The 11,941-nt window shown below is 67.3% G+C and carries 13 protein-coding genes; 4 read left to right on the top strand and 9 right to left on the bottom strand.

The window, feature by feature from the left end; translation table 11 throughout:
• Positions 1-17 precede the first annotated feature (17 nt).
• From deoD to CQ040_RS10175, 9 genes are all read right to left on the bottom strand, one after another.
• Complete coding sequence (deoD, locus tag CQ040_RS10215; protein WP_105527254.1) at positions 18-728, bottom strand: purine-nucleoside phosphorylase; 711 nt, start codon at positions 726-728, stop codon at positions 18-20.
• A gap of 19 nt (positions 729-747) precedes the next feature.
• Positions 748-1,266 carry a hypothetical protein gene (locus tag CQ040_RS10210; RefSeq protein ID WP_105527253.1) on the bottom strand — a complete coding sequence of 173 codons (519 nt, stop codon included), beginning with the start codon at positions 1,264-1,266 and terminating at the stop codon, positions 748-750.
• Positions 1,263-1,913: an ATP/GTP-binding protein gene (locus tag CQ040_RS10205; protein WP_105527252.1), complete on the bottom strand. Its 651-nt coding sequence runs from the start codon at positions 1,911-1,913 to the stop codon at positions 1,263-1,265. Before CQ040_RS10205 ends, CQ040_RS10210 begins: the two co-directional genes overlap by 4 nt.
• Positions 1,910-2,281, bottom strand: coding sequence for a hypothetical protein (locus CQ040_RS10200; protein ID WP_105527251.1), 372 nt, complete (start codon positions 2,279-2,281; stop codon positions 1,910-1,912). The genes CQ040_RS10205 and CQ040_RS10200 overlap by 4 nt, the downstream gene beginning before the upstream one ends.
• Before the next feature lie 165 nt (positions 2,282-2,446).
• Positions 2,447-3,115 (bottom strand): DNA alkylation repair protein, encoded by a 669-nt coding sequence (locus CQ040_RS10195; RefSeq protein ID WP_105527250.1) that lies wholly within the window; start codon positions 3,113-3,115, stop codon positions 2,447-2,449.
• Between the two features lie 20 nt (positions 3,116-3,135).
• Positions 3,136-4,173, bottom strand: a complete 1,038-nt coding sequence (locus CQ040_RS10190; RefSeq protein WP_105527249.1) for an aromatic acid exporter family protein — start codon at positions 4,171-4,173, stop codon at positions 3,136-3,138.
• Positions 4,174-4,252: 79 nt separating this feature from the next.
• Complete coding sequence (locus tag CQ040_RS10185) at positions 4,253-4,891, bottom strand: hypothetical protein (RefSeq protein WP_105527248.1); 639 nt, start codon at positions 4,889-4,891, stop codon at positions 4,253-4,255.
• 54 nt (positions 4,892-4,945) lie between these two features.
• Positions 4,946-6,229 carry a glycoside hydrolase family 16 protein gene (locus tag CQ040_RS10180; protein WP_181156869.1) on the bottom strand — a complete coding sequence of 428 codons (1,284 nt, stop codon included), beginning with the start codon at positions 6,227-6,229 and terminating at the stop codon, positions 4,946-4,948.
• Positions 6,230-6,322: 93 nt separating this feature from the next.
• The gene (locus tag CQ040_RS10175; protein ID WP_105527246.1) at positions 6,323-7,438 is read right to left on the bottom strand and encodes an ROK family transcriptional regulator; all 1,116 of its coding nucleotides are present in this window, start codon (positions 7,436-7,438) and stop codon (positions 6,323-6,325) included.
• Positions 7,439-7,559: 121 nt separating this feature from the next.
• Between CQ040_RS10175 and CQ040_RS10170 the strand changes: the two genes are divergently transcribed.
• The 4 genes from CQ040_RS10170 to CQ040_RS10155 are packed head-to-tail and all read left to right on the top strand — an operon-like array spanning position 7,560 to position 11,886.
• Positions 7,560-8,882, top strand: coding sequence for an ABC transporter substrate-binding protein (locus tag CQ040_RS10170; RefSeq protein ID WP_181156867.1), 1,323 nt, complete (start codon positions 7,560-7,562; stop codon positions 8,880-8,882).
• 3 nt (positions 8,883-8,885) lie between these two features.
• A complete protein-coding gene (locus CQ040_RS10165; RefSeq protein WP_105527244.1) occupies positions 8,886-9,809 on the top strand; it encodes a carbohydrate ABC transporter permease in 924 nt (307 codons plus the stop codon).
• On the top strand, positions 9,806-10,624 hold the full coding sequence (locus tag CQ040_RS10160; RefSeq protein ID WP_105527243.1) for a carbohydrate ABC transporter permease: 819 nt from the start codon (positions 9,806-9,808) through the stop codon (positions 10,622-10,624). Before CQ040_RS10165 ends, CQ040_RS10160 begins: the two co-directional genes overlap by 4 nt.
• A complete protein-coding gene (locus tag CQ040_RS10155) occupies positions 10,621-11,886 on the top strand; it encodes a Gfo/Idh/MocA family protein (RefSeq protein WP_105527242.1) in 1,266 nt (421 codons plus the stop codon). Before CQ040_RS10160 ends, CQ040_RS10155 begins: the two co-directional genes overlap by 4 nt.
• Positions 11,887-11,941 lie beyond the last annotated feature (55 nt).

Here is an 11,941-nt window from a genome sequence, read left to right as displayed (position 1 = left end):
CCGAGAGCGGATGCGCGCTAGGCGGTCGCGGCGCGCAGGGCGATGCGGATCATGTCGCCGAACGTCTGCTCGCGCTCCTGCGCGGTGGTCTCCTCGCCCGTGACGATGTGGTCGCTGACCGTGCAGATGGCGAGGGCGCGTCGACCGTAGTAGGCCGCGAGCGTGTAGAGCCCCGCGGCCTCCATCTCGACGCCGAGGATGCCGTGCTGCACGAACGGCTCCGTGAGCTCGGGGCGGGTGCTGTAGAACTGGTCGCTCGAGAACAGCTGTCCCACGTGCACGGTCGACTCCAGAGGTTCGGTCTCGCTCGCCTCGACCGCGGCACGCAGCAGCGAGAAGTCGGCCACGGGCGCGTAGTCGAGTCCGTGGAAGCGCACCCGGTTGATGCCGGAGTCGGTGCTGGCGCCGTTCGCGATGATGATGTCGCGGATCTTCACCCGCTCGGTCAGCGCTCCGCACGAACCGACGCGCACGATCGTCTGCACGTCGTAGGAGTCGAACAGCTCGTTCGCATAGATCGCCATCGACGGCTGCCCCATGCCGGAGCCCTGCACCGAGACGCGATGCCCCTCCCAGGTGCCGGTGTAACCCAGCATGCCGCGCGTCTCGGAGTACAACTCTGCGTCGTCGAGGAAGGTATCGGCGATCCACTTCGCTCGCAGCGGATCGCCCGGGAACAGGACGATGGGGGCGATCTGACCGGGCTCTGCGGCGATGTGCGTGCTCATGGCCTCAGCGTAGCCAGCCTCATCCCGGTGCGCCCGCGAGCCCCAGTGCGGTGATGAGTTCGTACGCGGCCGAACGGGCCTGCACGATCACTGTCCCGACCTGCACGCCCTTCGCCGACACCGAGAGGAGCAGCTGGCCGTAGGGGGCGAGGATGAAGCTGAGCAGCGACAGTTGACTCTGCCCGATCGACACCGAGACCACGGCGGAGAGGCTTGGTTCCGTTCCGCGCGAGATGATCTCGGCCTCGGCCCTGGCGACGGCGAACAGCGAGCCGTTCATGGCCGCCAGACGCTCGCCGGTCTCACCGAGGGTGCCGACGGAGGCGATGTGCAGGCCGTCGGCGGTCGAGAGGACCGCTGTGGTCAGCTCGGGGAATCGCTCCTCGAGATGCCGAAGCCGCGTGAGCGCGGCTTGACTCACCACGCCGGACCAGAGCGACCAGTTCGCCGCGAGATCCGGATGCATCAGCACGGCGTCCGGCGCAGGCGTCGACTCGTTCGTCGGAGCGGGGTGGCCCCCTCGGGTGGAGGCGTTCATGACTCTTCTTCCGGGAGGTCCAGTGCCACACAGGCCGCCCGCATGACGCTTTCGCGGTCGCGCGCGTCGGCCGCGAGAACGCGCGTGTGGGGTATCCCGTAGCGGTCCAACGTCTCGGTGAGCTCCGCGCGCACCGTGTCGATCGCATCGTCAGCGCAGTGGGTCACGGCGATCACGAGGCGATCGTGGTCGTCAGCGAATCGCGGCAGCCATTCGCCGGCGTCGTCGAGGATGCTCCCGCGGTCTGCACGCAGCCACAGCAGGATGCGTGTGTCGGGCGTCGAGGCACTCTGCCGTGCGTGAGCGAAGCGGTCTTGACCCGGAACGCCGATGAGCGCCACCGAGATCTCGTCTGTGGGCTTCCAGGCGCCGTAGTCGAGTCCCACCGTGGTGGTCGTCTTCTCTCCGTCGCCGTACTCCGCGGAGCCTGCCGAGATGGGAACGTCGGTGTCGACCGGCACGATGTCGCTCAGCGCGCGGACAGCTGTGGTCTTTCCCGCGCCCACAGGCCCGGCGAAGACGAGGCGGAAGCGCGTCGGCAGACTCACGCGTCGCCAGCGTGCGCGCCGCGTCGAAAGATCCGACGCAGTGGTGCGCACCCACGAGCCGTTCTCGGGGCGGTCGTCTCCGACGGCCTCACCGGTCAAGCGTTCAAGGCCGCCACGTGGCGGTTCACAGCGGAGCGGAGGAGGGCGATGTTCGTCGCCTGGCGGTCTGCCGCGAGGTAGATGAACGTGTCGTCGTCGATCATCTTGAGCAGATGCAGCTGCGTGTCCAGCGTCAGCAGCATGTCTTCGAGGGTCGCGTCGAGGTGGAGGGCGTCGATCGTCTTCCGCTTGCTCTTGACCATCTCGCTGTTGTACGCGCTGGCGACGTCGAGGTCGAAGTCCGGACGGACCGAGTTCGAGGCGAGCGGGAGGCCGGACTCGACATCGACGACGGATGCTCCGATGAACCCGTTGATGTCACTCGCGATGTCGGCGATGAGTGCGTTGAGTTGGTCTTGCGTAGCCATGGTGATGCTTCCCCAGTTTCGATCGCAGGTGCCGGAGACCGCGCCTTACGGTCACCCCCAGTGCACATGCGAATGAATAAAGTGTATAACGTTACCGACTGTGCTGCGGAACGTGGATCAGACACGCCACGGTGCCGCAGCTCAGGGGCGCGATGCCGGCGCGGGTCAGCCCTCGCGGCGCCGCACGATCTCGCCGATCCAGAGTGGCGCGAAGGGCGAGGTGCAGCCCGGAGGTGTCGGGTAGTCGGCGAGAACCTGCAGATGCTCGCCGATCTCCAACGCCCTCGCACGGTGCTCCGGATGGAAGATGCCGATGTTCGCCAGGGTCTCGTTCATCGCCCACTGCAGGCGCGACGGCGCATCCTTCATATCCCGCTCGATCAGGTCGAGCAGGTGCGGCAGATCGAGTCCTTCGGGGTCCTTCACCACACGCACGGTCGTGAGCGACCAGGCGGCAGCCGCGACGGTCGGGTCGGCGTCGTCGAACCAGCGCAGTCGCAGCTCTTCGGCGAGCGGGGTCTTCTTGGCGACGTAGTTGACGAACCAGTCGTTGACCTTGGGTGCTCGGGTCTCGCGCAGCATGGCGTCGAGTTCGTCGGCCGAGAAGTCGCGAGGGCGGCAGATCAGCAGGGCCAGCAGTTGCGCGGGCGTCTCGCCGGTGGCCCACAGCTCCTGGGCGAGGAGCTGGTCGGTCTTGATCCGCTTGGCCAGCGCCCGCATGCGGCTGAGGTTGATGCCGTGGTCGTCGCCGCGCTTCTCGTTGGCCGCGCGCATCTTCGGGTCTTCCAGAGCGGCGAGTTCCCCGAGTGCTTTCGGGACGGTGAAGTCGGACATGCCTCCAGCGTAAGCCGGGCTCAGTCCTCGTCGACCAGCTCGCCCCTGATTCGGCGGAGGTCTTCCATGAGCGATCCGATCAGGATCCAGTGCTGCGACGACGGTGGCCGGATCACGAGCGGAGCGGTGAGCGCGGGGATCGCCGAGGTCATGGTGTCGGGCTCGGGCGAGGCCTCGGCGATCTGCACGGCGAGGCGCACATCATGCCCAGCCCGCCGCAGCTGCTCGGCGATCGCGGCCACCGCAGGCTCTTCGCCGATCGTGTCGTCGTAGTGGTCGAAGTACGCGCGGGTCATGCCGATCGTCTGCGTGACGATGGGGGAGAGTCGGTCGAGCAGTGTCCGCATCTCGCGAAGGTCTGCACGGTGGGTCGAGCGTCGCGGGTTCAGGGTGAGCGACTCCTCGCCGGCGGCGATGGATGCCTCTGCAGCGTCCTTCATCGGGCGCAGCAGCCGCACCTCGAGCATCAGCTCCTGCAGCTTCGCCGGGGTCTGCGGTTCCGGAAGCGCATCCGCAAGGCGGTCCAGGCTCGCTGCGAGCTCGCTGCCGAGCAGTCCGACATCTCGGCGTGCGGGCGCGACCAGCACGGGCGGCACGATGAGCGCGTTCACCACGATGCCGATCACGACGCCGATCAGGGTCTCGACGATGCGCGCGAACGCATACTCGGGGCTGGAAGACCCCAGTGCCAGCACGAGCATCGCCGAGATCGCGACCTGGTTGCCGGTGCCGGGTGAGGCCCGGAAGATCCAGGCGACGAGCATCGCGACGACGATCGCGAGCAGCACGATCCAGCTGGGCGAGCCGAGCAGCAGCCCCAGCGCGACGGCGATCACGACACCCGCGATCACTCCGATGCTGCGCTCGAGCGCCTTCGACAGCGACTGGTTCACACTGGGCTGCACCACCAGCAGGGCGGCGATCGCGGCGAAGACCGGCAGCTGTGCGGGGAACACCCATCCGGCGATGAGCCACGCGGCGATCGTCGCTGCGGCCGACTTCACGACCTGCAGCAGCGGGGAGCGCTTTGAGGCGCGGATCGCGGCGGGGATGCGCATGACCCCCACGCTAGTCGTGCGGATGCCGTGGCTGCGGACCGGGGCGCAGGAGAGGGGCGCAGGAGAGGGCGGCCAGTGGTTATGGCGCGGGTTCGGATGTGGCGCGCAGTGGTCCCTTCGCGATGTCGTCGATGAGCCACACGCCGTCGATCTTCGTGAGGGTGTACTCCCGGGGTTGGGCGAACTCCGCACCGGCGTCGATGCCGAGCTCGTGGAGGTAACCCTCCGATGCGCTGACGATGCGGAAGAGTGACTCGAACCCGACCGTCGCCTTCGTGCGCCCGGCGTCGATCATCGACGGAGTCCAGGCGACGCCGGTCTGCTCGATCGTCAGGTCGTTGTCCACGTACATCGCCACGAGGGCGTCGCGGTAGCTGTCGGTCCCGAGCTTCTCGACGAACAGCGGCGTGAAGAACGATTCCTCGGCATCGACGGAGTCCACGATGGTGGCGGGTGAACGGTTGTCCGAGGCTCCGGAGTGCAGAGCCACGACCTCTTGCAGAGCCTGCACATCTTCGTCCTCGAGCGACAGCTCCTCTCCGGTCGAGGCGAGAGTCCACAGGGTCGCGTCCGGATCGAACCCGGGCGGTGTCGCACTCGGGGCGGCGGAGGCGGCCGGTGACGACGAGTCGGTGCAGCCGATCAGGCTTCCGCTTCCTGCCAGCAGAGCGAGAGTCAGCAGGAGTGCGGAGGCGGATCGCGGTCGTGTCGTGCGCATGAGGTTCTCCTCGGAGGGGAGGGGGACCGACGGGTCCCCCTCCCGATGTCGGGGTCAGTTCGCGGGAGCGGCTTTGAGCTGCCAGTGCGAAGACCACCAGCTGCTGGACACGTTTGCGAACTCGACCTTGCCGGTGTTGTTCTCGACGTGGAGGGCACCCGAGGCGTTCTGGATGCGCGTGAACCCTCCGCCGGCGTCGGGAGTCGACCATTCGGCGGCCGTTCCCGCCGCTGCCGCGGTTCCGTGCCGCACGTTCGTGCCGTTCACGTAGAGGTACTGATTGGTCCACCGGTTCCGGTACTTCGTCGTGCCCGAAGCCGTCTCCGGCACCCATTGCGCGCTCCAGTACGTCGACGGCACCTCTCCGAAGCGCACCAGCCCGTCATTCGGCTCGATGTTGATCGCGCCGGCGCGGTGCCGGTTGTTGATGAGCTTCCACGTGGGCGACACGGCTTCGGAGTAGCCGGCGTTGTCCTTGTAGACGCGCAGGTAGTCGACCTCCCACTGCTTGGGCCAGACGCTGTTGGGCTGGCCGGAGCCCGCTCCCGTGTAGATGTTCATGATGATGCCCATGGCCGTGTTCGGAGCGTCGTTGAGCGTCTTCACCAATTGGCCGTCGTAGTAGAACCGCAGCTGTGTGGGCGTCCAGTCCATCGAGTAGACGTGGAACTCGGTCGTCGGAGAGCCGGAGACAGGAACGGTGTCGAGAGACCACGAACCGAGGAAGTTCGGGTCGCCCCACCCGTAGGCGGCGATGCGCCAGCTGTTCGGAGTACTGAAGAACGTTTCGATCATGTCGATCTCCGACTGCCCGCCGGTGGTGTTGGTGCCCACGAGCCACAGGGCCTGGTGCCCGCCGCCTCCGGCATTGGAGTTCTTCGCACGCACTTCGAAATAGCCGTACTTCGTGGAGTACCCGTCGAATGTCGGCAGGTTGTTGCGGTTCACGGCGCTGCCGTTGAAGGGATGCCAATTGTTCTGGTTGTGCGTCTGGATCGCGGACGACACCACGGTTCCGTCCTGGTCGGGGTTCCACGGCGGCTGGTTCTGCTCGACCCGGAGCTTGATGGTGCCGTTCGAGATCGTGTAGCGAGCCGCCGTGTCGGCGAAGTCCTCTGCGGGGACCCAGTGCGGAAGATAGTTCGGCATCCACTTGCTGGTGTCGAGCGTCGTGCCGCCGAACTCCTCGCTGAAGTCGAGGGTGTACCCCGACTTGTCGACGGGGTTCGGGGGCGTGTCGGCAGCCCAGGCGGCGGGGCCCAGGAGAGTGAGGGCGGCCACGGAGGCCACCACTGCGGCGGATGCCGTGAGGCGACGTGCGAGTTTCGGGCGGGTCATCATGCTCCTCGGGGATCGGCGGTGATCTTCTTCCCGGACGCGTCGATGCGAAAGCGACCGGCGAGGTAATTAACCCGGACTCTGGCGTAATTGTCAATACTCGCGGTCGAACAACCGCTCATGGACGGCCGTCGTGCTTACAGCGAGAGCTCCCAGGCAGGGGGCTGCCGCGCCCAGCACGGACGCCCTCACCTCGGGGAGGAACAGAGCCCGCCCGCTCAGCTCGCGGCTCAGGGCTTCGGCGAGCCGGATGGATGCGGCAGGGATGCTGCTGCTGATCACCACGGCGTGCGGGTCGATCGCGAGGACCAGGGCGCCGAGGCCGTCGGCGATGTCCGCCGCGAACTCGGAGACGGCGGCGTCGGCCTGATCGGACAGATCATCGCCTCCGAGGAACAGGCGTTCGATCTGGCCGGCGGCGCGGGTCGTGAGGCGCTGCTGCGCTTGGGGCCACGCGACGCGGCCGAGTGCCCCGATCTCGCCCGCCGCACCGTGTGCGCCTCGGGCGACGCGGCCGTCGACGATGGAGGCCGCGGAGATCCGGTTGCCGATCCTGAGCAGGACGGCGGTCTCATCTGGGCCGACGGCGCCGCTCTCGATCTCGGCGATCGCCGCGAGCTTGGTGTCGTTGTCGAAGGCGATCTTCGCTTCGGGGAACGCGCGCCGCAGGTGGGCGTCGATGTCGGCGGCCAGCCAGTCGGGGACGACGGTCGTCTTCACGGGGTGTCCGCTCGCGTCGACGATGCCGGGGATCCCCACTGTGAGTGCCGCGAGCTCGCGGGTGGCCGGCGCCGCGTCGAGCAGCGTGTTGACGAGGTCGATGACGGCAGCGACGGCGTCCTCCCCGTCGGAGAGGTCCTGTTCGATCCGGCGGTGCGGCGCGATGACCGTGCCGCGCAGGTCGCCGGCGATGCCGGCGATGCCGTGCGGGCCGATGTCGATGCCCACGGACACGCCGTGCTCGGCCGCGAAGCTGTAGCCCCTCGCTGGGCGCCCGGCTCGGTTGGGGCGCAACTGCTCGGCGAGCGCGAGCCCGCTCTCGAGCATCCCGGGCAGCACGGCCTCGACGGTGGTGCGGGAAAGGCCGGTGACGGTCGCGAGCTGAGTGGCGGTCAACGGTCCGTCGGCCTCCCAGAGGGTTGTCAGCACGGCGTGGTCGTTGAGTCGCCGCATGGCTGCGAGGTCGGTGCCGAGCGGCTGAGATGTCACGAGTCCTGACTATCACATCCGGTGCGCACGTCGCTTGACAGTGCGGCCCGTCGAGTTCTAAATTATGAATTACCCCGGAGTGTTGCAAAATACGCTCCCCTCACCCGAAGGCGACACACTCATGCAAAGACGCACCCGACTCGTCCTCGCGCCGCTTGCGGCCGGAACCCTCCTCGGCATCGCTCTCACCGCCTGCGCACCCGGCGCGACGACCAGCGGTCCCGCAGCAGACGTCGAAGCCAGCACCGAGCTGACCACCGACGAGATCACGCTCACGCTGATGTCGACCCCGGAGTCCGGAGCCGCCACGGAGGCGACCATCGCGGCCTTCGAGGCTGAGCACCCGAACATCACCATCGAGTACTCCCAGACGAACTACGACGACTACAACCAGAGCGTGAACCTGAACCTGTCCGGCGACCAGTCGCCCGACATCGTGCTTCTCAACGCCGTGGCCAACACCGTCAAGAACAAGCTCGTGCTGCCGCTCGACGACTACGCCGGTCTCTACGGGTGGGACGACTTCTACCCCGCCAACCAGCTCAACCAGTGGCGCGTCGCCGACGACGGCACCACGCTGGGCGAGGGTGGCGCCCTCTATGCGGCGCCGGCGGGCTTCTCGCTGGTCGGCGCGTACTACAACAAGGCGCTCGCAGCGCAGCTCGGGATCGAGGCGCCGCAGTCGCCGGCCGACTTCGAGAAGGCGCTGCAGACGGCTTCCGCCGCGGGCGCGCTTCCGGTCCAGGTCGGCAACGCCGAAGGGCATGCCGCCTTCGTCGTGCAGCTGCTCGGTCAAGGATCGTCCGGTGCCGACACCGCCAACGCCTGGGCCTTCGGGCACGAGGGCGAGACCTTCGAGACCGATGCGAACCGCGACGCGGCGCAGACGCTCGTCGACTGGCAGAAGGCGGGCTACCTCGGCGACCCGACCACCGTGAACGGCACCGACCTCCAGGGCGCCGTCGACAACTTCATCGCCGGTAAGGGGCTCTTCCTTGTCGACGGAATCTGGGACGCCGGCAAGATCGGCGACGGCCTCGGCGCCGATGCGGGCTTCCTTCCTTTCCCCGGCGAGAATGTCACGGGGATCGGCACCTCGGTCGCATACGCCATCTCTTCGCAGAGCGAGCATCCGAACGAGGCCGCGGCGTTCCTCGACTTCCTGCGCTCGCCCGAGGCGAGTGAGCAGCAGTTCGCACAGGGCTTCATGCCGAACGACCCGACCGTGGCCGTGGCCGAAGACGGGACCCTCCAGGGCGACATCGTCGCCGCGTGGGCGCAGATCGCCGACGCCGATGGGCTCGTCGCGTTCAACAACAATGCGACCGCGACGATGAACGACGCGCTCAAGGCGGGCACGCAGCAGCTCATCGCCGGTCAGACGACCGTCGACGCCTTCCTCTCATCGGTTCAGGGCGACTGGGCCGCCGCCCACGCCGGCTGATCGATGACGACCACTTCGTCTCGGGAGCGGGAGGAGTCCGGCCCCAAGGTCGCCTCCTCCCGTCCCTCCCGTCGGGGCTGGAGCGCGCTCCTGTACCTGCTGCCGGCCCTCGTGTTCTACGGCACATTCACCATCGCTCCTTGGGTGCAGAGCATCTGGCTGTCGTTCTGGGAATGGGACGGCATCGGCGCCGCCACCTGGGCCGGCATCGAGAACTACGTGAAGGTCGCGACCGATGAGCGACTGCTGGTCGCACTGCGCAACGGGCTCGGGTTCATCGTCTTCTACACGGTGTTCCCCGTCATCCTCGGACTCATCATCGCCGCGGTGATCGCTGCTCGTCCTCGACGAGGTTCGGGTTTCGTCCGCACGGTGCTGTTCCTCCCGCAGATCCTCCCGCTCGTCGCTGTCGGCGTCGTGTGGCGCTACCTCTACGCCGCCGACGGGCCTATCAACCAGGTGCTCACGGCCATGGGGCTGGGGGATGTGGCGCGGGCATGGCTCGGCGACTTCACCTGGGCCTACCCCGCGGTCGGAGTGATCGGCACCTGGGTGACCACGGGCCTGTGCATGATGCTGCTGCTCGCCGGCATCCAGAAGATCGATCCGTCGCTCTACGAGGCGGCGCGCCTCGATCGCTGCGGTCCGATCCGACAGTTCTGGCATGTGACCGTCCCCGGAGTCCGGGCGGAGGTCGTCGTCGCGACCACAGTCACCATGATCGCGGCGCTGGCGAGCTTCGACATCGTCTACGTGACGACCGGCGGTGGTCCCGGCTACCAGACGATCGTGCCGGGAGTGCTCATCTACAAGCTCGTCTTCACATCGAACGAGGTCGGGCTCGCCTGTGCTCTGGCCACCGTGCTGAGCGCGATCATCCTCGTGTTCGTCGCCGTCATCGGCAGGATCGGACGTCGCAACGCATGAGATCACGTACCTCCCGCCTGCTCTCCGCGGGCTTCCTCCTCGTCGCCGTGCTCAGCGTCATCCTCCCGTTCCTCGCCCTGGTGTCCGCCGCCCTCCAGCCGTCAGGCACCCTGGTGCCCCGGTTGACCTGGCCGGCCGAGCCGCACTGGGAGAACTTCCTCACCGCCTGGAGCATGGCCGGTTTCGGCTCGCTGCTCGCCTCGAGCGCGATCATCGCAGTCGTCGTCGTACCCATCTCGGTGATCTGCTCCACCCTCGCCGGATATGCGATGGGGACGATGAGGATGCCTGCGAAGGGCGTGCTGTTCGCGTTCTTCCTCGCCGGGCTCACGCTCCCTTACGAGGCGATCGTCATCCCGCTCTACTTCTCCATGAGGTCGACCGGGTTGATCGACACATACTGGGCGGTCATCCTGCCGTTGGTCGGCGCCTTCATGCCCTTCGGCATCTTCTGGATGCGCACGCACTTCGAGTCTGTGCCGCCCGAGCTCATCGAAGCTGCGCAGCTCGACGGTGCCGGTCGATTCCGCACCCTGATGCAGATCCTCATCCCCGGGGCGAAGCCGGCCATCATCACATATGCGCTGCTGACCTTCATGTGGGCGTGGAACCAGTTCCTCCTCGCGCTCATCCTGATCCGCGATCCCGCACGACGGACTGCCCCGTCCGGACTCGGCACCTTCGTGCAGCAGTACGGCGAGAACATCCCGCTTCTGGCGGCCGGCACGATCATCGTGATCGTCCCGATCGTCGTCCTCTACTTCATCTTCCAGCGCAAATTCGTCGCGGGCCTCGTCCAAGGAGCACTCAAATGACCGTCGCAGATCCACTCCGCCTGGCGATCATCGGGGCGGGATCGCGGGGCACCGGCTATGCGCGGCGCGCAGTGGCGGAGGGAGCGACGATCACCGCTGTGGTCGAGCCGGATCCGGAGCGGCGGAGAGTGTTCCTCGCGGAGTTCGCCGCGCAGCCGGTCGAGCTCTTCGACACCTGGGAGGACGTCGCCGTCCGTGCAGAGAGAGTCGCGGATGCGGCGGTCGTGGCCACCCCGGATCGACTGCATGCCGAACCCGCGATCGGCCTCGCTCGGGCGGGCTATCACTTGCTGCTCGAGAAGCCGATCGCGCCGACTGAAGAGGAATCCGCCCGCATCGTCGCCGCGGCAGAAGACGCGGGGGTGATGCTCGCCGTCTGTCACGTGATGCGGTACTCCGGCTACTCCCGCGCGCTCAAGAGCTTGCTCGACGACGGTGCCATCGGAAATCTCGTGTCCGTCGAGCATCTCGAACCGATCGGATGGTGGCACTTCGCGCACTCCTATGTGCGGGGGAACTGGGCGCGGGAAGAAGACTCCGGTCCGATGCTGCTCACCAAGAGCAGTCATGACATCGACTGGCTCTCGTACATCGTCGGACTCCCTGCGGAGCGGGTCTCGTCGTTCGGAAGCTTGCTGCACTTCCGTCCGGAGAACAAGCCGGCTGAGGCGACCGCGCGCTGTCTCGACTGCCCGCTCCAGAACTCGTGCGCCTACTCGGCGACCAAGATCTATCGCGGGTTCCTCGGAGACGAGACGTTCGAGCGCTGGCCACTCGCGGTACTCACGACCGACGTCTCGGCAGCGGGGGTCGATCGAGCCCTTCGCGATGGGCCGTACGGTCGCTGCGTCTTCGACGGGCAGAACGATGTCGTGGACCATCAGGTGGTCAACATCGAGTATCGGGGCGGTGTGACGGCATCGTTCACGGTCACCGCCTTCACCGAGCTCGACTTCCGCAAGACGCGTCTGTTCGGCACCGCGGGCAGTATCGAGGGCGATGGCCGCACCCTCATCGTCCATGACTTCGCGCGCGACGAGAAGTACGAGGTCGTGCCGGAGTCGCGGGGCAATGCGAGCGCTGCGGATGGGCACGGCGGCGCGGACGATGCGCTCGTCCATGCCTTCCTCGAGGCGCTGCGCACGGGGAACCGCTCCGGACTGTTGTCCGGTCCTGCCGAGAGTCTCGCCACACACCGGATCGTGTGGCTCGCCGAGGAGGCGCGCAAGAGCAACGCCGTGGTGTCGATTCCCGCTCCCTGATCCTGCGGGGCCTCGCTGCATCTCTCTACGGCTCTTGCGTCACGGGGAGATGCGG

It is taken from the genome of Microbacterium sp. MYb54 (genome assembly GCF_002979515.1).
Classification (GTDB): domain Bacteria; phylum Actinomycetota; class Actinomycetes; order Actinomycetales; family Microbacteriaceae; genus Microbacterium.
The sequence above is the reverse complement of the archived record's forward strand: the minus strand, read 5'-3'. Positions and strand labels throughout refer to the sequence as shown.